This is a genomic window from Candidatus Bathyarchaeota archaeon (genome assembly GCA_026014585.1).
In the GTDB taxonomy this organism is placed as follows: domain Archaea; phylum Thermoproteota; class Bathyarchaeia; order Bathyarchaeales; family Bathycorpusculaceae; genus Bathycorpusculum.
Genome location: JAOZIA010000024.1, coordinates 375298 through 400762 on the forward strand (window position 1 = coordinate 375298; position 25465 = coordinate 400762).

26 protein-coding genes are annotated in these 25465 nt (G+C 44.3%); 17 read left to right on the forward strand and 9 right to left on the reverse strand.

What is annotated here, in order from left to right; genetic code table 11:
• Positions 1 to 17 precede the first annotated feature (17 nt).
• From NWF01_11210 to NWF01_11235, 6 genes are all read left to right on the forward strand, one after another.
• Entirely contained in the window at positions 18 to 1169 is a 1152-nt protein-coding gene (locus tag NWF01_11210; GenBank protein ID MCW4025583.1) for an N-acetyl sugar amidotransferase, read from the forward strand.
• A 116-nt stretch (positions 1170 to 1285) separates the two neighbouring features.
• Positions 1286 to 2083, forward strand: a complete 798-nt coding sequence (locus tag NWF01_11215; GenBank protein MCW4025584.1) for a mechanosensitive ion channel family protein — start codon at positions 1286 to 1288, stop codon at positions 2081 to 2083.
• A 110-nt stretch (positions 2084 to 2193) separates the two neighbouring features.
• Positions 2194 to 3129: an ABC transporter ATP-binding protein gene (locus NWF01_11220; protein MCW4025585.1), complete on the forward strand. Its 936-nt coding sequence runs from the start codon at positions 2194 to 2196 to the stop codon at positions 3127 to 3129.
• The gene (locus NWF01_11225; protein ID MCW4025586.1) at positions 3126 to 4391 is read left to right on the forward strand and encodes an ABC transporter permease; all 1266 of its coding nucleotides are present in this window, start codon (positions 3126 to 3128) and stop codon (positions 4389 to 4391) included. The genes NWF01_11220 and NWF01_11225 overlap by 4 nt, the downstream gene beginning before the upstream one ends.
• A gap of 283 nt (positions 4392 to 4674) precedes the next feature.
• A complete protein-coding gene (locus NWF01_11230) occupies positions 4675 to 5808 on the forward strand; it encodes a tryptophan--tRNA ligase (protein MCW4025587.1) in 1134 nt (377 codons plus the stop codon).
• 106 nt (positions 5809 to 5914) lie between these two features.
• Positions 5915 to 7453: a DHA2 family efflux MFS transporter permease subunit gene (locus NWF01_11235; protein ID MCW4025588.1), complete on the forward strand. Its 1539-nt coding sequence runs from the start codon at positions 5915 to 5917 to the stop codon at positions 7451 to 7453.
• A 23-nt stretch (positions 7454 to 7476) separates the two neighbouring features.
• Here NWF01_11235 and NWF01_11240 read toward each other — a convergent pair whose 3' ends face one another.
• Genes NWF01_11240 through NWF01_11250 form a run of 3 tightly spaced genes read right to left on the reverse strand, consistent with a single transcriptional unit; the run spans position 7477 to position 9421 of the window.
• Positions 7477 to 8100, reverse strand: a complete 624-nt coding sequence (locus NWF01_11240; protein MCW4025589.1) for a hypothetical protein — start codon at positions 8098 to 8100, stop codon at positions 7477 to 7479.
• Between the two features lie 12 nt (positions 8101 to 8112).
• A complete protein-coding gene (locus tag NWF01_11245; protein MCW4025590.1) occupies positions 8113 to 8775 on the reverse strand; it encodes an alpha/beta hydrolase in 663 nt (220 codons plus the stop codon).
• Positions 8759 to 9421, reverse strand: a complete 663-nt coding sequence (locus NWF01_11250) for a phosphoribosyltransferase (GenBank protein ID MCW4025591.1) — start codon at positions 9419 to 9421, stop codon at positions 8759 to 8761. The genes NWF01_11245 and NWF01_11250 overlap by 17 nt, the downstream gene beginning before the upstream one ends.
• A 215-nt stretch (positions 9422 to 9636) precedes the next feature.
• Between NWF01_11250 and NWF01_11255 the strand changes: the two genes are divergently transcribed.
• From NWF01_11255 to NWF01_11275, 5 genes are all read left to right on the forward strand, one after another.
• The gene (locus tag NWF01_11255) at positions 9637 to 11304 is read left to right on the forward strand and encodes a hypothetical protein (protein MCW4025592.1); all 1668 of its coding nucleotides are present in this window, start codon (positions 9637 to 9639) and stop codon (positions 11302 to 11304) included.
• Between the two features lie 96 nt (positions 11305 to 11400).
• Positions 11401 to 11955, forward strand: a complete 555-nt coding sequence (locus tag NWF01_11260) for a flavin reductase family protein (GenBank protein MCW4025593.1) — start codon at positions 11401 to 11403, stop codon at positions 11953 to 11955.
• A gap of 285 nt (positions 11956 to 12240) precedes the next feature.
• A complete protein-coding gene (locus tag NWF01_11265; GenBank protein ID MCW4025594.1) occupies positions 12241 to 13566 on the forward strand; it encodes a serine hydroxymethyltransferase in 1326 nt (441 codons plus the stop codon).
• Positions 13567 to 13639: 73 nt separating this feature from the next.
• The gene (locus NWF01_11270) at positions 13640 to 13915 is read left to right on the forward strand and encodes a hypothetical protein (GenBank protein ID MCW4025595.1); all 276 of its coding nucleotides are present in this window, start codon (positions 13640 to 13642) and stop codon (positions 13913 to 13915) included.
• Positions 13916 to 13982: 67 nt separating this feature from the next.
• Complete coding sequence (locus NWF01_11275) at positions 13983 to 15167, forward strand: ACT domain-containing protein (protein MCW4025596.1); 1185 nt, start codon at positions 13983 to 13985, stop codon at positions 15165 to 15167.
• 58 nt (positions 15168 to 15225) lie between these two features.
• Here NWF01_11275 and NWF01_11280 read toward each other — a convergent pair whose 3' ends face one another.
• Entirely contained in the window at positions 15226 to 15900 is a 675-nt protein-coding gene (locus NWF01_11280) for a hypothetical protein (protein ID MCW4025597.1), read from the reverse strand.
• A complete protein-coding gene (locus NWF01_11285; protein MCW4025598.1) occupies positions 15897 to 16469 on the reverse strand; it encodes an NAD(P)H-dependent oxidoreductase in 573 nt (190 codons plus the stop codon). The genes NWF01_11280 and NWF01_11285 overlap by 4 nt, the downstream gene beginning before the upstream one ends.
• A 94-nt stretch (positions 16470 to 16563) precedes the next feature.
• Between NWF01_11285 and NWF01_11290 the strand changes: the two genes are divergently transcribed.
• Positions 16564 to 17244 (forward strand): diphthine--ammonia ligase, encoded by a 681-nt coding sequence (locus tag NWF01_11290; protein ID MCW4025599.1) that lies wholly within the window; start codon positions 16564 to 16566, stop codon positions 17242 to 17244.
• A complete protein-coding gene (locus NWF01_11295; protein ID MCW4025600.1) occupies positions 17241 to 17783 on the forward strand; it encodes a hypothetical protein in 543 nt (180 codons plus the stop codon). Before NWF01_11290 ends, NWF01_11295 begins: the two co-directional genes overlap by 4 nt.
• 6 nt (positions 17784 to 17789) lie before the next feature.
• On the opposite strand, the gene NWF01_11300 is transcribed toward NWF01_11295, so the two are convergent.
• Both NWF01_11300 and NWF01_11305 read right to left on the reverse strand, forming a co-directional pair.
• Positions 17790 to 19874 carry an SMC family ATPase gene (locus tag NWF01_11300; GenBank protein ID MCW4025601.1) on the reverse strand — a complete coding sequence of 695 codons (2085 nt, stop codon included), beginning with the start codon at positions 19872 to 19874 and terminating at the stop codon, positions 17790 to 17792.
• Complete coding sequence (locus NWF01_11305) at positions 19871 to 21079, reverse strand: DNA repair exonuclease (protein ID MCW4025602.1); 1209 nt, start codon at positions 21077 to 21079, stop codon at positions 19871 to 19873. The genes NWF01_11300 and NWF01_11305 overlap by 4 nt, the downstream gene beginning before the upstream one ends.
• A 133-nt stretch (positions 21080 to 21212) precedes the next feature.
• On the opposite strand from NWF01_11305, the gene NWF01_11310 reads away from it, so the two are divergent.
• Both NWF01_11310 and NWF01_11315 read left to right on the forward strand, forming a co-directional pair.
• Positions 21213 to 21722: a hydrolase gene (locus tag NWF01_11310; protein MCW4025603.1), complete on the forward strand. Its 510-nt coding sequence runs from the start codon at positions 21213 to 21215 to the stop codon at positions 21720 to 21722.
• Between the two features lie 96 nt (positions 21723 to 21818).
• Positions 21819 to 22637 (forward strand): hypothetical protein, encoded by an 819-nt coding sequence (locus tag NWF01_11315; GenBank protein MCW4025604.1) that lies wholly within the window; start codon positions 21819 to 21821, stop codon positions 22635 to 22637.
• Between the two features lie 89 nt (positions 22638 to 22726).
• Here the strand turns inward: NWF01_11315 and rpsJ are convergent, their stop codons facing one another.
• Positions 22727 to 23035, reverse strand: a complete 309-nt coding sequence (gene rpsJ / locus NWF01_11320; protein ID MCW4025605.1) for a 30S ribosomal protein S10 — start codon at positions 23033 to 23035, stop codon at positions 22727 to 22729.
• A 299-nt stretch (positions 23036 to 23334) separates the two neighbouring features.
• On the opposite strand from rpsJ, the gene NWF01_11325 reads away from it, so the two are divergent.
• Positions 23335 to 24396: an NAD(P)-dependent glycerol-1-phosphate dehydrogenase gene (locus NWF01_11325; protein MCW4025606.1), complete on the forward strand. Its 1062-nt coding sequence runs from the start codon at positions 23335 to 23337 to the stop codon at positions 24394 to 24396.
• Here the strand turns inward: NWF01_11325 and NWF01_11330 are convergent.
• Positions 24393 to 24776, reverse strand: a complete 384-nt coding sequence (locus NWF01_11330) for a VOC family protein (protein ID MCW4025607.1) — start codon at positions 24774 to 24776, stop codon at positions 24393 to 24395. The genes NWF01_11325 and NWF01_11330 overlap by 4 nt on opposite strands.
• Positions 24777 to 24980: 204 nt before the next feature.
• Here NWF01_11330 and NWF01_11335 point away from each other — a divergent pair, with 204 nt between their 5' ends.
• The gene (locus tag NWF01_11335; GenBank protein MCW4025608.1) at positions 24981 to 25448 is read left to right on the forward strand and encodes a response regulator; all 468 of its coding nucleotides are present in this window, start codon (positions 24981 to 24983) and stop codon (positions 25446 to 25448) included.
• The last annotated feature ends 17 nt before the right edge of the window (positions 25449 to 25465 follow it).

Here is a 25465-nt window from a genome sequence, read left to right on the forward strand (position 1 = left end):
TTCAGGTTTGAGTTCTAATGGAGAAAACGCAGTCTGCTCTGCAGATTTGTTCACGTTGCGTTCTGCCGAGTTCTTTTCCAAGGATAAACTTTGACGACAAGGGGGTTTGCTCGGTTTGCAGGGAATATGATAAGTCATGGGGTGATTGGAACACAGAAAAAAACCAAAAAAGCAAAATTCTTGAAAAAATCTGCAAAGACGCAAAAAACAAGCATAAAGAGTTTGATGCTCTGGTTCCTCTTTCAGGAGGAAAAGACAGCACTTACGTGTTATATGTTGCCCAAAAAAAACTTGGGTTAAACTGCCTTGCCTACACCTTAGACAACGGGTACCTATCACAACCCGCCAAAAACAACATTGAAAAAACCTGTAGAACCCTAGGCATTGAGCACCTATACTACGGTCTAGACCCAGACCTCACAAACAGGCTGTTTAACTTGTTCATTAAAAAAACGGGGTGGTTCTGCTCAGTTTGCATGCGCGCCATTCAAATGTCCACTTTCCGAATAGCAGACATGTACAAAATTCCCCTCATCATCAAAGGCAGTTCCATGCGTACAGAAATGCCGTTATCCCGAGAAATGTTTCAGGGAGGCGATCCCGCACATTTTCAAGCTGTTCTAGAAGGCGAACCAATTGCACGTGAATGTGGGCGCTTGTGTGATAGGGGTGCAAGTTTTCAGAGGTTGCTGGGTTACATGATGTTTTTGCTCTCAGGACAGAAGAGACTGCGGTCTTATGCTTACTTTAACCTAGCAGGGTATGTAGATTGGGATTACAAAATAATTCAGGACACCATACAAAAAGAAGTCGAATGGACAGCCCCTGATGAAGCAGAACACATGGACTGCGCAATCCATCCCATACAAAAATACATTCATAACAGGCGATTTCCAACCCTAAAGATGAACAGGTTAACCTATGCAAGGCAAATCATGGCGGGAACAATGACTCGTCAAGAAGCAATGCAGAGGCTGGAAAAAGAAGAAAACACGCCCTGCCCTGAGAGCGTCATGAACATGTTTCTGGGCAATATTGACATGACACGCCAAGAGTTTGATGACTACATAGATATGGGTCCAAGGCATCTGCAGTATCATCCAGCCCCTAATCTTTCGTTGAGATTGGCAAAAAAGGTCTTTCCAATTCAAGATGCTGGTACGTACTAAACGCTTACAACTAAGGCAAGCCTTTTCAAACGCTATCTGCTCATGGTTTTGTTGCTGCAAAGAAAGCTATAGAAGCAGGAATAAACAGAATTGTGTAGCAAGGCAGGAAGCGTAGATTGACCAGTATAGTTGCTTCAATAAAGCGTTTAGTAGCGTTTCTAATAGTGATTACAGTATCTGCTGTTGGCGCAATTTACATTTTCGACCTGTTTGTGGCTCAACCCATAAACCTTCCAACGTTGCTTCAGCAGTCATTTGACATAATCATAATCTTGGCGTTTTGGTTAACCGCAATCTTCCTGCTACTTAAACTAAAAAATCTCCTAACCCCGCATGTGGGCACTCAGGTGGCAACAGCGCTTCAATTCGTAAGTCTCATAATATCCGTTATCATCATGAGCTTTGGCATTCTCGAAACGCTGGGGGTTTCCCCTCAGGCACTTTTGACTGGCGCGGGAATCATCAGCATCACCGTGGGCTTAATCATCTCCACTTTTGTGGGCGGCATCCTGTCTGGTGCATTAGTTTTCACAACCTACAAATTCAAAGTAGGCGACGAAGTGCTCGTTAATAATGTCCCCGGAAAAATCAGTGACATGACTACGCTTGTAACCCGAATCCGCACAGACACAGGCATCATTAGCATCCCAAACAACGCCATCGCCTCAGGTGGTGTAATCATCACAGCAGTACAAAAACCACCCACAACACAAGAAACCAGACTACACTACACAGTAGATGACCGCGTAATTACCTCTTACAAATATGAGGAGGGCATAGTCAAAGAAATCACTGCATACCACACACGGGTTCTTTTGGATTCAGGAAAAGAAATCATTTTCCTAAACAACAGCGTACTCTCAGGCGCCGTTCCAATAGCAAAAATAGCCTCTGCCTCAGAAGAGAGAAAATAGCCCTTTTCTTAATCAGTACCCCTTAGCAGTACCAGTCCACCAAAAAATATTGACAAAGTCTTTAAATGCACTTTTAACCAACTAAGCGGTAAAAAGAGAGAGGGGTTATCATGCGGAAGACAGTTGTGGAAGTAAACGGCTTAGTTAAGCAGTACAAGGATGTACGGGCAGTTAACGAGATTTCCTTTGAGGTTTATGAAGGCGAAATTTTTGCTTTTTTGGGACCCAATGGTGCAGGAAAAACCACAACTGTCGAAATTTTAGAGTGTATACGCTCTTTAACAAGTGGTTCAGCCAAGGTTTTAGGGTACGACGTAACCAGTAGCGCGGAAGTTAAAGAAATCAAACGCAGAATCGGTGTACTCCCGCAAGAATACAGTGCCTTAGAAAAACTGACCGTGAAAGAAAACATTGAATTTATCGGGGAAATGTACAAGACTCATCTGGACATTGACAATGTCATTGAACTTTTGGATTTACGAGACAAAACAAAAGCACGCTTTGAAAACCTCTCGGGTGGGCTCAAGCAAAGAGTTGGCGTGGCGGCGGCACTCATCAGTGACCCACAACTAATTTTTCTTGACGAACCCACAACAGGCTTAGACCCCAAAGCCAGAAGAGACGTTTGGAAAGTTATTGCTAATTTGAAAAAACTGGGTAAAACCGTGTTTTTAACCACTCACTACATGGAAGAAGCACAAACGCTTGCTGACCGAATCGCCCTTGTACAAAAAGGAAAAATAGCAGTCATCGGGTCACCCCAAGAACTCATAAGCAAATATGGCGGCTCAAAAACCCTAATCATAAAAGGCGGCACCAAAGAAATCACGCAGGAAATCAGCAAAAAACACCCCCACGTGAACATGAATGGCGACAGTGATGTTTTAATCAAAATTCCAAGCGCTGATGAGTTCTGGAATGTTATGGCAACCTTAACTGAGATGAAACTGGACAAGGACATAGAAATCCAGACCCCAACTATTGAGGACGTGTTTCTCAAGATTACGGGTGGACGCATAACTGATGAAGGAGAGCTCAAACAATGAAATTCATAGCTGTCTTTAAAGCGGTTACCAAAAACTGGTTGCGGTCACGTTCAGGACTCTTCTTTAGCCTCATGTTCCCAATTTTGTTACTGCTGGTTTTTGGCGCAATCTTTGGCGGCATAGGCGGCGGTTCAACAAGCTACGGGCTTTACATACAAAACCTTGACACAACCAGTGATGGACAACCAACTGAAGTTTCAGACGCGTTCATTCAAGCGTTAAATAGCACTGAAACCTTCAGCATGACCCCTATTCCTGCAACCGCAAATGCTACGGATTATGTTCGGGATTTGCTTGGACCTATGGGTGGAACCATGCGAATACTGGTAATTTCGGAGGGGTTCCAAGATGATTTAATTAATGGCACGCTTAAGGTTCGCTTGGGAATAATTCAAAGCACTCTAAACATGACCTACCAGTACTTCATACAGTACCTTAACAGTTCAGAGCAAGCCGCCTTGCAAGACGGATTAAACCAGATGAACCAGTTTGACCAGTTATTCCCTGACACTAACGCCACCCTAACGATTATTCTGGACCCCTCAGACCAGTCAGGCGCCATAGTTCAAAACATCATAACCAGCGTAGCAAACTCATTCAATTACCAAATGATAGGCGCAACTAATGTTATAACCTTCCAAGAAGAAGCAATCTCAACTACTCAATTCCGCACCGTAGACTTCTACATCCCAGGCATAACCGCAGCTTTCATCATGACCAACGGCATCATCGGCTTGACCTCTACTAACACGGAGTTTAAACGGCGTGGCGTAATCAAACGGTTATCCATAACGCCTCTGACAAAGATGGATTGGGTAGTCGGCTGCATTCTTAGCCAGACATTGCTCAATGTTGTTTTGGCTTTTATCATGATAGGGGTTGGCTGGGTAGTTTTCAGCGTGCAAGTTATTCCTGACCTCTACACGATACTGCTAATCTTTTTAGGTTCACTACTGTTTTCAGGCATAGGCATGACCCTTGCAGGAGTAATAAAAGACATAGAAGCAGCCAATGCTATTGGAAACGCCATTGCTTTCCCAATGATGTTTCTTTCAGGAACCTTCTTCGCAATTGACATGATGCCAAGCTACCTTCAAACCGTCTCCAAAGTATTGCCGTTGACGTACTTCTCTGAAGGACTCAAAGCCACAATGATAACCAAGTTCCCCGAAACCATCTGGTTCAACATAATTATTGTGGGTGCATTGGCGGTTCTTTTTATCGTGATTGGCGCGTTGGTTACAAGATGGAAAGAGAAGTAAATCTTTTCTTTTTATTATCGAAAGTGCAGTCTCACTTCAGTAGGTGTTTCTGCTGGTTTAGACCAGCGAATTCTTGATTTTTAACATTTAATGTATGAAAACAAGCCATTAGGGCTCTACCCCTCTATAGTTTCTGCAAGGAATTTCTAATAGGAACCAAATATGTTGGTTGATTATACGTAGTCGTTTGATTGATATGGAAATCAACTGCTTAACCATCTTATTCTTGGCGAAAAAGCATATATGAGAATTTGAGTCATTTTGTCTGACAAGTGAAATTGGCATGGCTGAAGAAAATAACAACGGCGAAATGGTAGTTACACCCTGGGAAGTCAAGGGCAAAGTAGACTATCAACGCTTAATCAAAGAATTCGGAACTCAACCCCTCACACCCCAACTGCTCTCTCGCGTAGAAAAACAAGCAGGCAAACTCCACCTGCAGCTGGAACGAGAAATTTTCTTCAGTCACCGAGACTTAGACACCGTGCTTGACCTCTACGATAAAGGCACCAAGTTTGTGCTCTATACGGGACGCGGGCCAAGTGGGCCAGTCCACATTGGACATCTTGTACCATGGATTTTCACGCTGCACATGCAGCAGAAATTCAAAACACGGCTTTACTTCCAAATTACTGATGATGAAAAATACCTAATCAACAACGACCGCGGTCTTAATGAAACTGAAAAGTGGAGCTACGAAAACGCACTGGACCTTATCGCTTTGGGTTTCAAACCCGAGGATACCTTCATCATTTATGACACTAAAGACATCGACTTACTCTACGACATCACCTTAGAGGTAGCGCGCCGCATCACCTACAGCACTGCCCGAAGCACGTTTGGCTTCCAAGACAGCACCAACATCGGTTGGGTGTTTTGGCCAGCAATCCAAGCAGCCCCTTGTTTTATTCACAAAAAACTTACAGGAGAAAACGTACCAGCCCTAATCCCCGCAGCCATTGACCAAGATCCCTACTGGCGAGTAACCCGCGATATCGCCCAAAAACTGGGCTACTACAAACCCGCACAAATTCACTGCCGATTCCTCCCCGGCCTTGGCGCTGGCGGAAAAATGAGTGCGTCCATGCCTGAAACCAGCATCTTCACCTTGGATGAGCCAGATGTTGTGAAAAAGAAGATTTGGAACGCTTTTACAGGCGGCAAAGGCACAGCGGCGGAACAAAGAAAAGAAGGCGCCAACCCAGAAGTATGCAGCATATTCCAGTATTACTATTATTTGTTTGAAGAAGACAGCAGCAAACTTGCCGAACGGGAACGTAAATGCCGAGAGGGTGAGATGCTTTGTGGTGAATGTAAAAAAGACATTGCTGAAAAACTCAACAAGTTTCTTGAGGCACACAGGGACCGCCGAGAAAAAGCCAAAGATATCATCGAGCAGTTCCACATTAAACGCTAATTTTTTGTTTACATCATCATCTTGATTTGGTCAGTTGTGACTTTTACCTTTATATCGGTGCATACGTTGCTTGCTTAAAACATAAATTAAAAATTTAGGCATATTCATGACCAACCTAACAAGCAACCGCAAGAACATAGCACTCATTGTCCTCTGCACTGTGCTATTTGTCATCGCAGTCGCAGACACAGTCCTAAACTTAGCGCTACCAAACATATCAGGCAACCTAAACGCCACAGCCAGCCAACTACTCTGGATAGTAGACATTTACCTTCTTATTGTTGCCACACTCCAAATCGCTTTTGGCTCCATCGGAGACCACTTCGGACGAAAACGCCTCCTCCAAATCGGACTTGTAATTTTTGGTATCGGCTCGTTAGGTTCAGCATTTTCTAACACAGCAATCTTGCTTGTCTTCTTCCGAGCCATCACAGGGTTAGGCGCAGCTATTATGATGCCCTCAACCTTGTCTATTTTGACGGATGTGTTTCGTGAACCCAAAGAACGCGCTAAAGCAATAGCCACATGGTCTAGCGTGTTTAGCATCGGCGCAGGATTTGGTCCCATAATCGCAGGGTACTTGCTTGAAACATTCAATTGGACAGCAGTGTTTTACCTAAACATTCCCATAGTAATTGTAGGGTTAATTGGAAGCTACTTTTTCCTTCCAGAATCTCGAGGTACTCACGGCGCCAAACTCAACTATGCAAGCATCAGTCTCTCCGCAGCGGGCTTGGTTGCTTTTGTTTATGCCATCATCACGGGCGGGGAGTATGGGTGGCTTTCCTTGGATGTGATAGTTTCGTTTGCGATTTCAGTTGTAATGATTATTGGGTTTGTGCTCTGTGAAAAAATGTCTAAAAACAACATGGTCCCATTGGCTTTCTTTAGAAACATGTCCTTCACAGGCTCCATCATCTCGTTGACTATCTGCACATTTGCTATGATGGGCTCCTTTTACTTCTTTAGCCAATACTTCCAATCCATACAAGGCTTTAGCGCACTTGAAACGGGACTTGCTATGCTACCACTTAACGTTTTTGTTTTCATATTCACGTACATGTCTGTGCCTTTAGACCGCAAAATCGGCACCAAAGCCACAGTCAGCTTAGGCTTAATCGCTATGGGCTTGGGCTTGCTACTGTTTAGCTACACCGCCGAAGTCACAACCTCATACGCCATATCCTTTACTGTGCTGTTTCTCATTGCAGTTGGTCTTGGCTTTGTCATGAGTCCATCAACCAACGCCATCATGAACTCCATCCCCTCAACCCACGCAGGCATCGGCTCAGCCATGAATGACACTACACGCCAAATCGGCGGTGCCTTGGGTATTGCAGTTTTAGGGTCACTGCTAAACTCAAGATATATCGCAACAATTGATTCCTCAGCAACCATAAACAACCTATTTAGCGAAACAGCTGAACTAATCCGAAAAAGCCTACAAAGCGCGCTTATCACAGCAAACCAGTTACCCAGTGAAGCTGCCTCACAAGTTATTGATATTGCAAAAGGCGCATTTGTGGCAGGGTTACATGAAGCCGTGTTTATCGGAGCTATAATCATGTTCGTGTCAGCGGCTGTAGCGGTGGTTCTGATTCCTAAGCGAACCAAACGAGCAGTTGAACCAGAACCGGGTTATTAAACAAAAACCAGTTTAGGTTAGAATCATTTTTTCAGGTTTACGGGTACGTTGTTTGCTGAATGAGTGAATATTATTGGTGAAATGATAAAGCGTTTGTAATGTTTTCTTTTGCTTTTTGTTTCTCTTTTTTTGAAAGCAAACGTGGAAATGGCTTCCCACAGAAAAACCCAGCCGCCAATAGTAATGACTTCCAACGCCGTAACAAACACAACATTTTCCGCCACCCGAATCAAAGAGTAAGAAGCAAAAAGCAACAAGAAAGCTATCACCACATAAACTGCGCTTTTCTTGTAGGACTCAGTGATTTCCCGCGCAAGCTGCCGTTCAATGAAAGAAAAATATGTTTTTAACCCAAAAATTATTCGTTCTTCCTTTTTGGGGTCAACTGACTCATTTAACACTGTAAACTGCAATATTGTACTGTATTTTAATGGGATATCAAAGGAGCAATCTTCCAGGTAAATTAGGAGGTCAGGGTTGAGGTCTCTTTTCTTAAAGGGCGCTGGGTCTAACTCATTAAAGATGTCCGTGTACCGGTCAATAGCAACGGCAACAATGTAACTGCCTGTTTGGAGGTCGCGTTCATAGATTTTTTCCAACGAATTATCAGTGCCCAGCACGTTTTTTCCTTTCAGAAAAAAAGCCACGCCCCAAGCAACCTAAACCAGCCCCGTGAAATGAGCCAAAAACCAATCCGCTGACAACTCTGCAACCTGCTCCAACGCACCAGGTTCCTCAAACAAATGCGACGCCCCCGACACAACCTCCAATTTACGCTCACCCCGTACCAACGCAAAAGCCTGCCGATTAAGCTCCAGCACCTCTAAATCGTTCCCGCCGACAATAAAAAGTGTAGGCACCCTGATTTTTGGCAGGTAATCCATTGCAAGGTCAGGTCTGCCACCTCGGGAAACCACCGCTTTAATCTCATCGGGAAAGTTTGTGGCTGCAATTATTGCGGCTGCCGCGCCTGTGCTTGCGCCAAAGTAGCCGATGGGGTACGTTTTGAGGTCTTGCCGCTGCTTTATCCAGTTGGTGACTTCAAGTAGCCTATTAGCAAGCAAGGTGATGTCAAAGCGGTATTGCCCCGTGGATACATCAATTTCTTCCTCAGACTGCGTGAGCAAATCAATCAGTAACGTTGCGATGTTTGCGTTGTTTAGGGTTTTTGCTACGGCTTGGTTTCTGGGGCTGAATCTACCGCTTCCGCTGCCGTGTGCAAACAGCACGATGCCAGTGGCGTTTGGAGGCTGAGATAGGTTGCCCTCAATTGTCTGGTTCAGTATGGGAATTTTTACGTATTCCTCAAAGATTTTTTCCATGCTCAAAATCCTCTCTTGCTTTCTTGAGTAATGCTTTGACTTCTGCATCAGTTGTCTGGGTAAAATCAGTGTAGAACTCGCCAATTGCGTTAAAGACTCTGGGCTTATAGAGAAACACTACCTCATCAGCTATTTCTTCCAGTTCGACATCAGCTGAGAAGGGACCAACAGGAACAGCCACAATCAAACGTTTAGCACCGTTTTTTCGGGCAGAAGCCAACGCCGCCTTCATTGTAGAACCCGTAGCTATACCATCATCAACCAAGACAACATCGCGGTCTTCAAGGTTAAGTGGGGGCTGGTCGCCTCTGTAGGTTTTGAGTCTACGCTGAATCTCCAATCTTTGCCGCTCACTCTCCATCGTCACGTAAGCCTCAGAAACACCAAGGTACTCCATGAGTTTTTTGTCCAAAACAACTGTCCCGTCTTCAGCTATGGCGCCTATTGCGAGTTCGGGGTCACCGGGAGCACCAAGTTTTCTGGGAACAACCACATCCAATTCAGCGCCCAATTCACGTGCAACTTCAAAACCAACAACTACACCACCCCGTGGAATAGCCAAAACAATCACGTTTTTGTCCACTTTATCTTTTAATGCCTGAGCTAAAAGTTTCCCAGCAGCAATTCTGTCAGAAAAAAACGCCATAAAAATCGCCTGAACTACATTAATTATTAGGGTGTACCTGTTTTAAAAATCTTCAGATTTTAGCCCAATATTTTTGTAAATCCACAAAACAGGCTCTTTGAGATAATATTTTTGCTTCATCTATTGATTTTATGGGTTTTACCGACAAAGCATTTTCCTTGACTTTAGACAAAATTTAAAAACAAACTCAAAACAAGGTGTATTAGTTGATTAATATGAACATGTTCAAAAGAACAGTAACGTGTAGCTTAATCCTTATTTTAACAATATCAATACTCTTTTCAGCCATTAACTTGGCATCATCATCCACGGGAGGAACCCAAGTTAGTGGTGTACTATCGTCCGACACCACATGGACCCAAGCAAACAGCCCATATAATCTAACGGACAACATTCTTGTTGACAGCGGTGTGATTCTTACACTTGAGCCGGGAGTTATTGTGAATCTGAAAAATTTCTACATAATGGTGAATGGAACTTTTCAGGCTATTGGAGCTGGAAGTAACCCTGTTGAACTTAATATGGATGCCAGTGGACAAATTATTTTTACTAAATTTAGTGTAGACTGGGATGAAGCAACAGATGCGGGCTGCAAAATTGAAAACACTATAATAACTTCTGAAACAGATAATATCGTCATAGATATTTCCAATTCTCTAAAAATATCTGACAGCACAATTTATGGCTCGATTAGAAGCCTGTCTGGTGCCGAGCCAACGATTTTGAACAATAACATTTTTGGACAGATTAATTTGATGTTAAATAGTTATGCTCCTAAAGCAGTCATCCAAAATAATGTGATATCGGCAGGCGGAGTTGATGTTTGGATAGCGTCAGGTGATTGTACGTTGCTGCTAATAGAAGATAACATAATTTTTGGATGTTCGGGTTTAAAATTTTCAGGGGTTTTATGTCAGGGTACGGGTAACCCGATAATACGAAATAACTTGTTGTTAGACAACACAAATGGACTTACTTTGTCATTGGACGCAATTACTGAGGAGTTGACATTAACCATTACTGACAATACAATAGCTGATAATTCTAACGGAATTATGTTTTATGGGGCTGGCATAGCTGCTGTAGCAGATATTCAATACAACAACATTTTTAACAACACAGATTACAATTTAAAATACGATGGGTCTCAAAACATTAACCTTCCAAATAATTGGTGGGGAACTACTAACACAGCCATCATTGACCAATCAATCTATGATTTTTATGATGATTACAATATTGGCAAAGTTATTTATACACCATTTTTGGATGAAACTAATCCTCAATCACCAGTTATACCGTTTTTCACCATAGTGGCCACTGCGGGTAACAACGGTTCTATAACCCCAAATGGTTCAGTGTCTGTCAAACTGGGAAGCGATCAAACTTTTACTTTGACTCCAAACTTTGGATACCACACAGATGATGTAATTATAGATGGAACAACACATCTAGGCGCAGTAGATTCATTCACCCTTGATAATATCCTCGCTGATCACACTGTAGCCGCAAGCTTCGCAATTAACACATACAATATTACCGCTTCCGCTGGAGCTGGCGGCTCTATTAGTCCAAGCGGAAACGTCAGCGTAACTCATGGAGAAAACCAGACGTTTACTGTAACTCCCGATACTGGCTATCAGATAGAAAGTGTCTTAATTGATGGCTCTCCAGCAACAGCACCCTACACATTTACCAACGTCACCTCAGGGCACACAATCTCTGCAACATTCCAATCAACTTCTAGCGCTAGTCCATCCCCATCACCAACACCCACAATACCAGAGTTTACCTTCCCAATAACAATCCTAATGCTCGCAATGATAACGCTGGTAACCATGGTTGTACTCAGGACAAAAAGCAAGACAACACTAAAACTGTAAGCCATCCCCTTTTCTTTTTTTAATTAATTTTTTGTCATCATTATCTTATTGAGACAAAAGAAATAAGAGGGAAACACCTTTTCAAATGTGATTATTATGTCTGTAAAAACTCAAGTCAACTTTTCCTCTGCATACAGGCTTCTACATCCCATGCACACGGTTTTAGTGTCTTGCGTGGGTAACGCTGGCAAACCCAACATCACCACAGTAGCATGGGCAATGCCAACCAGCGTCAAACCAGCCCTTGTCGCCATAAGCCTAGCAGCCACCCGCCACTCGCACAAGCTGATTGAGGAGTCAGGCGAATTCATCATCAACATTCCCACCCTTGAAACCTTGCAAGCCGTCTACGCCTGCGGTAACCTGACAGGACGAAGCTTTGATAAATTCAAAAAAGCCAACCTAACCCCGATGCCAGCCAAAAAAGTCAAAGCCCCCGCAATCCAAGAATGCATCGCCCACATAGAATGCGAAGTTGCAGACCAATTCAAGACGGGTGACCACACGGTGTTTGCAGGTAAAATCCTTGACGCCTACGCGGATATGGGAGCTTTTAGTGAACAAGGCTACGATAATAAGAGGGTGCATATGCTCTATCATGCGGGCGGAAACAACTTTTTGGTTTTAGACCCCAAAATCTACAAAGCCTAACCCCCACTTTTTATCCAAACTGCTTAACGCTAACTAAATGGAAACCAGAAAAAAGTCAAGCTAAGCCCCACGTAGCACACCAACCTATTTGGAGCCTAATAGTTAATCATTGCAGAAACCATAGAGGGGAGGTCGCTAATGACGCATTTCTAAACCAAAAACTGTTACTGCGAGAAAGTGTTTTCTTTTCTTTAAAGTTTGTTTTGGGTTTAGTAATGGCTAAATACTGCTAATCCTAATTTGCCATGTTAAATTTAGAGCGTGGGAAGAGAGAAATTGGAAAACATGAAAGATTTAGTGGCTCACCTTATTGAGGCAAGCAAAACTCATGAGCAGTACCGCGACCAAGAATGCATAAACATGATAGCATCCGAGGGCACCAAATCCCCAGCGGTTAAACAGATGCTGGACATGTCCCACGACCTATCCGTAAGGTACGCGGAAGGCGAAAACGACCTTGAAGGACACGTTAAAAAACGCTACTATCAAGGCCAAAAATACATGAGCCAAATCGAAGACACCACAACCGACATCATGAAAAGCCTGTTCCGCTGCGACTGGTCCGACGTGCGCTTAGTGTCTGGAACCCACGCAAACCTAGCAACATTCAAAGGCCTCTCCATGGCATCCAAAAACAACAAAATGGTCGTCACCCCGCTAAGCTGCGGCGCGCACATTAGCCATGACTACACGGGGCTTGCAGGTAACATTTTAGGTTTAGACAACATTAATCACGTTTATAACATTGACGAGTTCAACATTGACCCCGACAAATCCGCCTACGTTATCCGCGCGGCAAAACCGGGCATCGTCACGTTTGGCGGCAGCCTGTTTTTGTTCCCTCATCCAATACAGGAACTCAAAGCAGTCTGCGATGAAGTAGGCGCATACGTAGCTTATGATGCCAGCCACGTTCTGGGTTTAATTGCGGGCGGTCAATTCCAAGACCCTCTTCGTGAAGGCGCAGACTTTATTTCTTCTTCAACTCACAAAACCTTCCCAGGACCCCAAGGCGGCGTAGTCATGGGCAACAAAAACAGTCCTGCACTCGAAAAGGCAGTCAAGAAAATCCAGTTCGCCATTTTCCCACTGAGTGCATCTAGCACACACCTTGGCAGACTCCCCGCACTCGGAATTGCAGCATTGGAGATGAAGGTTTTCGGTCAGCAACTCGCAGCCCAAATTGTCAAAAACGCCCAAACCGCAGGTCAATACCTGTGCGAGAACGGCATAAAAGTCATCGCCGAACACAAAGGCTTCACAAGAAGCCACCAACTCGCCGTTGACATCCGCAGTTATGGCGGCGGAAACAAAATCGCACAAGACCTCGAAGACGCAAACATCATCCTAAACAAGAACCTACTGCCCTATGATAATCAGAGCGGCAAAGAAAACCCCTCAGGTTTACGCATTGGCTTCCAAGACGTAACCCGTCATGGCATGGGCGAAGGTGACATCAAACACCTCTGCGACTTAATGCTGGACGTAATTAAGGGCAAACGTACCCCAGCGCAGGTTAAGGTGGATGCGATGGCTCTTAAGAAAGAGTTCATCAACGTTAAGTATGGCTTTGAAAGCGTGGAAGAAGCCCTTAACTACGCTAAGGCTTAAGCCTATCTTTTTTCTTTTTTGCGCTAAACCTATATTAGACCCCCAAGTTAATTGTTGGAGTTGAGGTAGGCTCTTGGACCTGTTTTACATTCTGGTTCCCGTCATCATGATTGGTTTTATAGTGCTCTTTATTCTGCTGCCCAGGTACGGTCCACACTACACATCAAGGCTAACCTGTCCCAAGTGTCGTAAACAGTTTAATTTTCACTGGATTCCCGGTGCATCCCTCACCTCGCTGATTAACCGAAACAACCGAACCCTAAAATGCCCCTACTGCCACGTTAAATCAACCTACAACATCATGAATACCCGCTACAAAACACCAAAAAAGGTTAAACCAAAACCATAAGTTCGCCTTGTTTTGTCGGGAATACTTTATTATACAACATTAACCACTCATCGATTGTGGGATTACCATGAAAGTATTGCTTAATGATGGCTTAGAAAAGGAAGGCTTAGCACTCTTCCAAGAAGCAGGCATCGAAGCAGATGCCAAAAAACGAGACACAACCGCGCTAATTGCCGAAATCGGCGATTTTGACGCCTTAATTGTGCGTAGCGCAACCAAAGTTACCCGCGAGGTTCTGGAGGCAGGAGCCAAAGGAAAACTCAAAATCGTTGGACGCGCAGGCGTCGGCGTTGACAACATTGACATTCCAGCAGCTTCCGAGTTAGGCATTGTTGTAAAGTCCGCACCTTATGGTAGCACAAACGCTGTTGCAGAGTTAACCATCGCATTAATGCTGGCTATTTCACGCAACACTCCTCAAGCACATCATTCACTGAAAAATGGTGTTTGGATTAAAAAGAAACTTCAAGGCAGAGAAGTAGCCTACAAAACATTAGGCTTAATTGGCTGTGGCAGAATAGGCCAAAAAGTGGCTCAAATTGCTAAACTGGGCTTTAATATGGACGTGATTGGCTATGACATTAGACCTTGCCCAGAGTCAGGTATCAAATTCTTAGCAACCAAAGAAGAGGTTCTGAAAAATGCTGATTACATCAGCGTTCACACAGGCGGCAAAGACATCATAATTGGCGAAAAAGAATTAGCCATCATGAAACCAACCGCTTTTATCATTAACACCAGCAGAGGCAACAACATTGACCAGCAAGCACTCTGCAATGCCCTAAACGAAGGCAAAATCGCAGGCTACGCCACCGACGTCTACAAAGAAGAACCCAAAGTAGAAGGCAACCCCTTCAGCGACAAACTATGCGAACTCAATAATGTCGTAATGAGCAGTCACCTTGGCGCATCAACAGTTGAGGGACAAAGAGAAACCGCAACAGAGATGGCACGTGTGGTAATTGCCTATTTGATGGGCGGCGACTTCACCAATGCCATAAACGCTGGCGAAAGCATTGACGTGGAAGAAAAACCCGTATACACCCTATTCATACACCACAAAGACGTCCCCGGCGTATTCGCTAACATTGACAAGGTACTAGCTGATAGCGAAATTAACATACGCGCTAACTACTCGCGTCAAATTAACAGCGGCTATGCAATCTCGGTGTATGTGCTGCATCAGAAAGCCACACCTGAGATTGCTGCTAAACTCAAAGCTGTCCCAAACGTTTGCAACGTAAAAATCTAACTTGCCATTTCAACTGGCAGTTTCTTTTTCTTTTAATTTATAAGAAAAAGGATTTGAGTTATAGTTTTATGTCGATTTTGTCTTTTGTGCCCAGTTTTTCTGCTTCTTTCTTCCAGCGGCGATTTGCAATCAGCAGAAACAGCCATCGAGGAATCACCAGTTTTCCCATCAAATCTACTGCTTCCTTGGAGATTGCCCTGCCCTCAAGCAAATCTTTAGCGGCGATATCTAAGGAGCTTCGGGCGTTCTTAGCAGCCATCCCTGCCTTTTCAAGTGGTACCCCATGTATTGCTTCGCCGCCGCCATACATTAATCCGCCAGCCCACTGCATACCCGCCTCAGAGGCAAAGCAGCGGCAGATATCCACGACAGTGGTATTCTGGAAGGCTTCTGGAAAACCACTGTTAACAATCACTGCAAGCCGAGTCTGCTTTGGCGGGGCTGATTTCTGGTTTTCTTCCGCAATCATCTCTAAAGCGGGGATTAGCCGCGCGTGTAAACTGTCAATGTATAGTGGGAACGCAAAGATTATGATGTCGCTTTCACGGGTTTTCTGTAGTAGCGCTTTTTTTGTTGCCTCAGAACGCATTGCAGCCTGAACATGTAGTTTGCCTGTTTCAAAACCTGCTTCATGAAACTTATCCAGAAGATAGGTTCCCATAGAGTTGGATGAACTTTTGAAACCGCGAGGACTGCCAACCAGAAGCAACGCCTGCTTGGTTGTGGTTCTCAATTTACTCCTGCCTCCGCGATGAGCCCTTTTATGGTTTCACGAATCTTCTCGGGGGAATCATCATTGTAGATTACTGCTACGGCGTAGGCGGGTGCATGAGCATTTAGGGCGATGCGTCCTGCCAGAGTTTTAAAGATTCTCTCGTACTCAGGGTTAGGCTTTGGCAACACACCTACTGTGATTATGCGTGAGCATTTATCGTAGCGTGGAGGATGATGGATTTCACCGTTAAATTCTGCCAGAAAAGGCAACAGTTCGCTAAGGCCCTCGCGGTCTAGAATCTTTTTCAGTTCATAAGAGTAGCCGCCGAAAACCACTGGTGTCACAAAAATTCTAAGGTCTGATTTGATGATTTTGGGAGTTATTTCTTTTCCCGCATCATTGATTATGCACTGACCGGGTGTTTTAAGCCAACATGCAAAACAGCCCATGCAGTCAGCTATTTCCATGTCACGCATTTTATAGGCTGTAACATCTCCAAGTTGACTTAGCACTGACTGCAAGATGTCGCTTGTTTCATCCACCTTACTATCTTGCGGTCTTGCTCCATTAATCACAACAATATTCATGCTAAATTGACCCAAACGACTCTTTTGTAAGTAACTGGTAAATAACATGATTCCCCTCACAATATATAAGACGCTTTTAAACTAAATAGTCACGATGAAACTGGGAATACTATTTTCAGGCGGCAAGGATTCCACGCTTGCAATGCACATAGCAGCCCAAAAAGAGCAAGTAACCTGCCTAATCACTGTGGCATCCAAAAACAAGGAATCCTTCATGTTCCACACCCCAAACATCGACATCACCGCCCTTCAAGCTGAGGCGTTGGGATTACCGCTGGTTACGGTGGAAACAGAAGGCAAAAAAGAGGAAGAACTCGCCGACTTAGAAAAAGCAATCCTGCAAGCTAAAGAGACGCTTGGCATTGAGGGCGTAGTGACGGGCGCGGTGGAATCCGTTTATCAGTCTGAGCGGGTGCAACGTATCTGTAGTCGGCTGGATTTGTGGTGTTTTAACCCGTTGTGGAAGCATGACCAACGCGAGTTGCTGGAGGAGCTTTTGGAGCGGGGCTTTGAGGTTTTGATTTCAGGGGTTTTTGCTTATCCATTGGATGAGTCGTGGCTGGGAAAACGTCTTGACCAAAAAATGATTACCCGATTAGTTGAGCTTCAAAATTCCATCGGGCTAAGTCCCACTGGTGAGGGCGGCGAAATAGAAACCACCGTTTTGGATGCGCCGTTGTTTAAGCAGAAAATCCAAATTCAACAATCCGAGACCGTGGCGCGGGGCAACAGCGGCGTATTTAGGATTCTAAAAGCGGGGTTTGTGGCAAAATGATTTTGATTGTGGATTTGAATTGGAAGAAGGATTCGTTGGCACAGTACGAGTTCGTGTTGCCCATAGTGTCCGCTGCGGTGCCACGTGAAGAATGCAAGATAATTCATTACTCAGAGGTTGCCCAAAAAGAACTGGATCAATGTAGCAGGGTTATCCTGTCAGGCAACACTCTAAAAGACCAAACAGTTCCAACGCATCCTGAAAAATTCAGGTGGTTGCACGATTTTGATAAGCCCGTTTTGGGTATTTGCGCAGGAATGCAGGCAATTTGTCTTGCTTTTGATGTGCCGCTGCTACCGTGCCTACAGATTGGCATGACACCAATCACAACCAACGAAACCAACCCGCTTTTTTCTGGTAGTTTTAAGGCGTATTGTCTGCATAACTTCACGGTTGCGGATAACGAAAATTTTGTAATTTTAGCCAAATCAGACAGATGTAGCCAAGCCATTAAGCACAAGCAAAAACCCCTCTATGGCGTCCTGTTTCATCCTGAGGTCAGAAATAGTGAAATCATCGAAAACTTCACCCAAATATAGACGCTGTTAGCGTTGTATTGAGATTTTGCTCACGCCATCCTCTTTCTCAAGGTTAATTGCGTGTTCGGCTTTGCTTGCAAAGGCTTCACTGTGAGTGACCGCTATGATTTGTTCGATTGCTTTGAATTTGCTGATGGCTTCCGCGAGGTGCTCGATGCTGCCGTCTTCACTACCCAAGTTCTCGGTTGGCTCATCAAGCAGCAGCATGCCCAAGCCGTGTCCCGTGCGTGACTGCATAATCAACTGCCCCAAGCCCAAACGATACGCAAAAGCCAAAAGTGTGCGTTCTCCGCCTGAGAGATTGCTGACTTCGCGGTTAGTTCCTGATTCGCTTTTGACGTATGGCGTGTAAGTTTCATCAATTGTGATGTTAAGCAACGCGGTTTCGCCTCCGACAAGGCTGTCAAGAACCTGCTGGACAAAATTGCGTAGGACCTTGATGAATTCGCTTCGAAGTTTTGGTTGAATGCTTCGGTAGGAGTCACGGATGGCAGACAGGATTTCGATTGTTCTTCGAATCTTCTCAACGCGTTCCAGCTTTTCTTGCGCCACATTGATGCGTTCACGGATATCATCTAAGCGGGCAAACAGGTCCTTTTTACGGTTCTCCTTAGTTCGAAGCTCTGATTGGGTCGCGTAAAACTGCTTAAACGCGTTTTCCCGCTGCTCTTTTGCTGCGGAAAGCTCTGATAAATCAAAACGGACAATCTCCGCCACGGCCTGCTCATGCTGCAGTTGCGTTTCAAGCTGCAACCGTTGCTGCTCCTCTAAGTCACCCACAAGTTTTTTGAGACTGACTTCTTCTTCGCTTAATCGAACCTTCAAATCCGACGCTCTTGTACTGGCGGTTTGCAGGTTACCAATTGCTTCAGCCACGAGCAACTTGTTTTTCTGCAAACCCGCAATATCTATTTTCAGCTGGGCAAGTAGTTTGGTGCGTTCAGAATTTTCGTATTCAATCCGATTGAGTAAATCGGTCTTGTATTCTCCGTCTAACGGCTGAATGCACAGGGGGCACTTGGACTCTTTGGCTAATTCTATTGTGCGTTTTTGGTCTTGTTGCATGCTGCGCTGGGTTGCCTCATGCTCTGCTTTGAGATTGCCGATTTTTTCATCAAACTCACTCAAGCACTCACCCAAATTTTCCAGTTGAACCGCAGATAATCCTGCCTGTTCTAGCTTGACTATGCATTGTTTGGTTTGGTTCTCAAATGAGGTTTGGCGGGATTGCAGGTTGTCAATTACGGTTTTTTTGTCTTGGATGTTCTGGGTTGCCCGCGCAAAAGCACTTTTAATGTTAGTTAAGTTAGCGTGTAGACGGGTTTCTTTGCGTTTGAGCTCCTCCAGCGCCAGCTTTTTCTGCTCCAGCATCCGAAGCTTCACATCAGCAGCATCTAAGCTTTTTTTTGCAAGAGCCAGTTTTTGAGCTGCGCCTTCCAATTCGATTTCAAGGTAGGCGTATTCTTCACTGGCTTTGCTGTATTCGCCACTGATTTTTTCTAAACTGTTAACGTCAGGGTCTTTTTCCAACACCCGCTTCTCAGTTTCGTAATCTCGCTGATACTGGGCAATGTTGCTCCATGCAGCTTCATAATCGGAGAGCCCAAACAATTCATCTAGGCGTCTTTGCCTGTCCCGTGGCGGCGCGTCGAGGAGTTCTTTGAGGTGTTCTTGGCGGAACCAGACGATTTCGCGGTATAAGTCCTTGTTTAAGCCTGTTATCATTTTAATTTGCTCGGCGATGGCTTCGTTTTTTTGGCTGGCTATGAGTTTGTCTTCTTCGAATAGTTTGAGGTCGTCAAAGTCTTGGCTGATTCCTTTGCCACGACGCTTGAGTCCACGGATGATTTTGTAAGTGTTGCCATTCTGCGAAAAAACAACAGTTACCTTACAAGATTCCGCGCCTTCCCGAAGCAAATACTCAAAACTTCGACCAACCGCATCACCAAACAAGGCAAAATCAACCGCGTAGAGCACACTGGATTTTCCACAGCCTAAGCCACCGACAAGGCAATTGAAGCCGCTTGTGAAAGGCACAGTGGATTTTGTGTGTGAGCGGATGTTTTCGAGCTGGACAATTTCGATTCTCATTTTACCAGCTCCTCGATTTCTTGACGCACTTTTTCTTCTTGACGCTTGTTTAAGGGTTCAATTAAGCCCAAGGCGCCATGAGCGATTTTTTCGGCTTCCTCTTTGCTGTAGCGTTCCTGAAAAATCTGCAAAAAATACTCAAACGCTTTGGTTTTGAGGTCTTTGAACTCGCCCTCAAAAATGCTCCGAACCACCTCATCAGAAACCACACTTTCTTTTAGCTGAACAACTGGGTGAACCAGTAGGGCTTTTTCTGCTGCACTACGAATTTTTCCGATGTCCACTTCGGTTCGGCTGGCTTCCGCGGGCAATGTGCCTTTTAAGATTGGGATTAAGATGGCGTTTTCTTGGTCATAATTTTTGACCATTTGAACGGCGAGTTCGGTGATTTTAGAGGAGGACATGCCTGTGAAGTCTTGGTCATCAATAACAATGAAACTTCGGGGAGACTCCAGCATCATAAATTCAGGTTTAATCTCACCCTTAGCGTTAACCTGCACATGATAGAAGCCCTTTTGCAGTTTGCCCTCGCGGTAATCCGCGGTTTCGGTGCAGCCACTGTAGGCTAAATATCCCGATTTGAAAGCACCCAAAAAATGCTCATGCACGTGCCCCGCTGCGTAATAAGCAAACCCGTCAGGCAACTGTTCAGGTGAAAGTTCCGCTTCAATATAGGGCGGCTTTACGCCTTGCAGGTCTACGGCGCCGTGGAATACGAAGATGTTGCAGAGGTCGGGGTCTGGGTTTGGCGGGTTTATGACTGTGAATTTGGGAAGTTCTTGAGCAGTTTTGTATTTGCTGCGATAGTTTGGGATGCCATAGACGTAGCAGCAGTCTGGTTTGGTCCAGCATGCGCCGCTGTGGCGGGGTAGGTGATGGATTAAACCTGCACTGTCCAGCGGGTGGAGAATTGTGCCTGTTATGCTGTTTGGGGCGCAGTCATGTGAGCCATCTACGGTTAGTACGGGGATGTTTGCGTCTTTTAGGCGTTTGAAGCTTTTAATTGTGCTTTCAAGGGTGACGTTTGTGGGTCTTGCTTGATGGAACAGGTCACCTGCAATTATCATAAAATCGGGTTTATGCTGGATTGTTTTATCCACCAGTTCAGAGAAGGCAGCGTCAAAATCTTGCCTGCGCACTTCTAACCCGTACTGAGCGTAACCTAAGTGTAAATCGGATGCGTGGATAAAACTAAACGGTTTCAAGCTTACCCCTTCTTTCTTCCCTTGATACTTACCTTTCAGAATTGCAGGTTTTAAGGTTTTAGCTGAGGTGTTTACCCGTTTTATTGGCAAGTTATTAGTAATGTATGCAACATACGGGGTATGGGTGATGTGTTTGCCGTTTACGCCGCTTCATTTGGGTCCAGCATTAGCCGTGGGGCTTCCTCTTCGAAGGCACCTGCATGTGCCAACATTCATCTTGGCCAATGTTGTTTTGGATGTTGAACCGTTAGGGGTCATGATTTTTGGGCTGCACTATCCCTTACATGGATACGTTCACACGTTTCTTTCTGCAGTGGCTGTTGGTTTGCTTTTGGGCAGCGTTATGTTCCTAATTGAAGCGCCCCTACAACCAGTTTACAGAACAATAAAACTGGAAACCGACAAAACATTAAAACTCAAATCTTTTCTGATTGCAGGCGTCTTTGGCACTTCACTGCACGTCCTATTTGACGCATTAATCTACCCAGAAATACAGCCATTCTTCCCTTTATCGGCAAATCCGCTACTGGCGCTTGACGTGTCTATGTATAGTGTTTATTTGTGGTGTGTTTTGTTGGGCGTATTTGGGCTAATTTATTATGGTATATTATTTGTTCGCTCACCAGTTAAGGCAAATCGTTGAGAGATATAGAGGTTATTTTCAGGTTAAAACGGGGCATTTTGGGGAAAAATTTAAAGCATCAATATGTTCCTTACAAAGGGAAGGCGCAACTGACTCATGAAATGCCAGAAATGTGGAACTGAAACCTTGATGCCTTTTCAATGTCCCTACTGCGGAGGACAATTCTGCAGTGCGCACAGGCTTCCAGAAAACCACGAATGCCCCAAAATTGGGCAAGCACAATCGCAAAGACGCGCGTCAGTAGGGGATAATTTTGCGACAAAACACAATTCATACCAGTACTCGGTCACATTCGGCGGTCAACCGTTCAAGAAAAAAAGCCACATCCGCTTTAGCCAAAAAGAAGTCCAGCACATCGGAATCGCAGCGGCACTTGTTGTCGGCATAGGATTTTCTATTGCTTTTTATGGTTTTTCATGGTGGGGCTTGGATGCTATGGCAGTTTTTGCTACTTTACTAACTGTGACCTTTTTGACTCATGAATTTGCTCATAAAATTTTTGCGCAGAAAGCAGGAATGTGGGCAGAGTTTCGCCTGACAACATGGGGGGCATTGTTAACGTTTGCCTCGGTGTTTTTGCCTTTCAAAATGATTGCGCCAGGAGCCATGATGATTGGCGGGTCTATGCCTAACCCCAAAGACATGATGAAAATTTCTATAGGTGGAGTGATAACTAACATGATCTATTCAGTTGCGTTTCTAGCTTTAGCATTTGTGTTGCCTATGAGTTTTCCATTCTTTGTTATGCTGCTATTTGCTTCGTACATTAACGCTTTCATGGCAGTCTTTAACATGATTCCATTTGGCGTTTTGGATGGCTTTAAAGTATTTAGTTTAAACAAGAAAGTTTGGGCAGCCACATTTATTCCTGCAGTAATTTTAACCATTTTCACATACTGGATACTCTTTGGTTAACTGCTGCCAATCAAAAGTATTTCTTTATACTTCTCCCTCTATAGCTTAGGCTACTAAATAAAAAATAAACAAAAAAAAGTACTCAAAAATTAGATGAGCTCAATTGTTACGTGAACTTCTTCTGGAACACGTATACGCATAATTCGACGCATAACACGCTCTTCTGAGTCAATGTCGATTAAGCGTTTGTGAATGCGCATGTCCCAGCGGTCCCATGTGGCTGTTCCTGAACCGGAAGGAGCCTTAAGGACTGGAACGCGTAAACGTTTGGTTGGCAGTGGAACTGGTCCATTGATTTTTACGCCTGTTTTCTGGGCGATATTTTTCAGTTCTCCACATACATCTTCCAGTTTTGTGTAATCTGTGCTTGTGAGGCGTATTCTTGCTTTTCTTACCATTTAGTTCAATCCGTTTTTTACGTTTACGATTTTTCGTAAGTGTTACTTTAGACACTTAAGAGGGAAATAAAAACCTTACGACGAAGGACGCTATGGTTACAGCGTATATTCAACTATATCACAAACAAACAATTAACCCTGCTGGTTTAACCTCATACAATCACACTTTAAGCCAAAAACACTTTTTCAAAACCCACAAAAGACAACAAGCAAACCCTGCAGTTTTTTGTGCAGACTTAGGTTGTGGTTGAAAAAGTTTTAAACCCGTTTGTGGACAAGGTATATCATAAAGTGATTGAATGACTTCAGCTTATCATTACATGCAGCTTCCCCGAGAGGTCATTATTGGAAAAGGAGTTATAAGCAGAGTTACCGAAGTTGTTGAGCGCCTCAATCTCAAAGGTGGAGCACTTATTGTTTCAGGTTCAAGAAGTTACAAAATTGCGGGAAGTACCGTTTATGATTACCTTGAAGATGCAGGCTTAACAGTTGACGCTCGCCTTGTGGAGTCAATCACAACCAAGGACATTAAACTAATCGAAAAAGAAATAAAAATCCTAAAACCCCAAGTTGTCTTCGGCGTCGGCGGCGGAACCATCATCGATGCAGCAAAAGTCAGCGCCTCAAACCAGAACCTACCCTTCGTAAGCGTGCCAACCACGGTATCACATGACGGCATCGCCAGCCCACTTGCCTCAATAAAAGGCTCAGATAAACCCTACTCAGTTATGGCTCAAGCACCCCTCTCAATTATTGCAGACACAGACATTATATCTCAAGCACCTTGGCGTTCAGTAATTAGCGGTTGCGGAGACACCATCGCCAAATACACGGCAGTAAAAGATTGGAAACTTGCCCATTTAGAGCGAAAAGAGTACTATGGTGAGTATGCGGCAAGCCTTGCATTGATGAGTACCAAGCTGGTTATTGAAAATGCGCGCTTAATTAAGCCGGGAAACGAGGAGGGCCTGCGGATTTTGTTAGAAGCACTAATTAGCTGTGGGGTTGCGATGAGCATTGCAGGAAGCAGTCGCCCATGCAGCGGTTCAGAGCATCTATTTAGTCATGCACTTGACAGGATTAATTCTCATCACGCCATGCACGGCGAGCAAGTGGGTGTAGGTTCGATTTTGTCGGCTTTTCTTTATAGTTCTAATTGGCAAAAAATCAGAAGCACCCTTAAACGGTTAGGTGCACCTACAACAGCGACGGAACTGGGCGTTAAAGATGAAGATGTCGTGAAAGCATTGGATATGGCAGCAAAAATTAGACCTGAACGCTACACTATCCTGCATAAGTTGAACCTGAGTTATGCAGCTTGCGCGTCGGCAGCTAAGGGCGCTGGAATAATTGGCAATTAAGGTTTTAGTGGTTCAAGCAGTGCAAACATGTTTCCTTCAGGGTCTTCAACTGTGGCTATCCATCCTACGTTTAAGACTTCTTGTTTTTCCTGCAGCACTTTTCCACCTGACTTCTTGATTTTTTCCAAGTAATTATTAATTGATTCAACCGCGAAGTAGTTTACTGGCTTGTTTTCTGCCGTCATTTTGTGGTACATTCCGCCGTTAACCCCGGGTCTGTTGGGCATGCCATTTTCGTCTGTGGGTACGGTTTGGATTATCCAATACTCTATTGGGCCTTCTGCTTGGATGATTTTCCAGTTGAATACTTCTTCGTAGAATTTTTTTAGTTTTTCAATGTTTTGTGCAGGAATTTCAAAGTGGACTATTGTGTGGTCCATACTTTCACCTCCCTAACACTTCAAGTTCTCATTTGGATAAGAGAAGATTTACTAATAATTAGTGATGTTTGAGGATTTATCCTTTTTTAAATAACAAGCATTGCAAAAAGGGACTGGTTTCTTACTATTTACTCTCAATCCACAAGACTATTAATTAGGAGATAAGTTAATTATTTAGCAAGATTCAATATAAAGTGAACAAGAATGGGTGACCAAAAAAGAATATTAATTGTTGATGACGACGAAACCATACGCGAAACCCTTTCACTGCTTCTGGAAGAAGAAGGCTACATAGTAGACAAAGCTGAGACCGGACAAAGCGCAATTGCAAAATCCAACAGCAACTTCTACAACCTAGCAATAATCGACTGGCGATTGCCCGATATTGAAGGAACAAAACTTCTTGCAAGCCTAAAGGAAACCGTTCCGCCCATGGTTAAAATTATGCTCACAGGCTTTCCATCCATGCAAAACGCCATTGACTCAGTAAATGAAGGCGCTGACGCATTTGTCCTCAAACCTGTTGAAGGCGAAGTCTTACTAAACAAAGTCAAAGAACTACTCAAGCAGCAGGATGAATCACGCAAATTCAGTGAACAAAAAGTAGCTTCATTCATTGAGACAAGAGGAAAAGAACTGCTTCAATCTAAAAAGTCTGCTCGTTTTAAATGAGCAGAAGAAGGAGTTGC

Excerpts from the sequence above, each read along its gene's own strand:
- NWF01_11210 (MCW4025583.1), top strand. The coding sequence starts at position 18 with ATGGAGAAAACGCAGTCTGCTCTGCAGATTTGTTCACGTTGCGTTCTG.
- NWF01_11220 (MCW4025585.1), top strand. The coding sequence starts at position 2,194 with ATGCGGAAGACAGTTGTGGAAGTAAACGGCTTAGTTAAGCAGTACAAG.
- NWF01_11225 (MCW4025586.1), top strand. The coding sequence starts at position 3,126 with ATGAAATTCATAGCTGTCTTTAAAGCGGTTACCAAAAACTGGTTGCGG.
- NWF01_11230 (MCW4025587.1), top strand. The coding sequence starts at position 4,675 with ATGGCTGAAGAAAATAACAACGGCGAAATGGTAGTTACACCCTGGGAA.
- NWF01_11235 (MCW4025588.1), top strand. The coding sequence starts at position 5,915 with ATGACCAACCTAACAAGCAACCGCAAGAACATAGCACTCATTGTCCTC.
- NWF01_11245 (MCW4025590.1), bottom strand. The coding sequence starts at position 8,775 with ATGGAAAAAATCTTTGAGGAATACGTAAAAATTCCCATACTGAACCAG.
- NWF01_11250 (MCW4025591.1), bottom strand. The coding sequence starts at position 9,421 with ATGGCGTTTTTTTCTGACAGAATTGCTGCTGGGAAACTTTTAGCTCAG.
- NWF01_11255 (MCW4025592.1), top strand. The coding sequence starts at position 9,637 with ATGAACATGTTCAAAAGAACAGTAACGTGTAGCTTAATCCTTATTTTA.
- NWF01_11260 (MCW4025593.1), top strand. The coding sequence starts at position 11,401 with ATGTCTGTAAAAACTCAAGTCAACTTTTCCTCTGCATACAGGCTTCTA.
- NWF01_11265 (MCW4025594.1), top strand. The coding sequence starts at position 12,241 with ATGAAAGATTTAGTGGCTCACCTTATTGAGGCAAGCAAAACTCATGAG.
- NWF01_11275 (MCW4025596.1), top strand. The coding sequence starts at position 13,983 with ATGAAAGTATTGCTTAATGATGGCTTAGAAAAGGAAGGCTTAGCACTC.
- NWF01_11285 (MCW4025598.1), bottom strand. The coding sequence starts at position 16,469 with ATGAATATTGTTGTGATTAATGGAGCAAGACCGCAAGATAGTAAGGTG.
- NWF01_11290 (MCW4025599.1), top strand. The coding sequence starts at position 16,564 with ATGAAACTGGGAATACTATTTTCAGGCGGCAAGGATTCCACGCTTGCA.
- NWF01_11295 (MCW4025600.1), top strand. The coding sequence starts at position 17,241 with ATGATTTTGATTGTGGATTTGAATTGGAAGAAGGATTCGTTGGCACAG.
- NWF01_11300 (MCW4025601.1), bottom strand. The coding sequence starts at position 19,874 with ATGAGAATCGAAATTGTCCAGCTCGAAAACATCCGCTCACACACAAAA.
- NWF01_11315 (MCW4025604.1), top strand. The coding sequence starts at position 21,819 with ATGAAATGCCAGAAATGTGGAACTGAAACCTTGATGCCTTTTCAATGT.
- rpsJ (MCW4025605.1), bottom strand. The coding sequence starts at position 23,035 with ATGGTAAGAAAAGCAAGAATACGCCTCACAAGCACAGATTACACAAAA.
- NWF01_11325 (MCW4025606.1), top strand. The coding sequence starts at position 23,335 with ATGACTTCAGCTTATCATTACATGCAGCTTCCCCGAGAGGTCATTATT.
- NWF01_11330 (MCW4025607.1), bottom strand. The coding sequence starts at position 24,776 with ATGGACCACACAATAGTCCACTTTGAAATTCCTGCACAAAACATTGAA.
- NWF01_11335 (MCW4025608.1), top strand. The coding sequence starts at position 24,981 with ATGGGTGACCAAAAAAGAATATTAATTGTTGATGACGACGAAACCATA.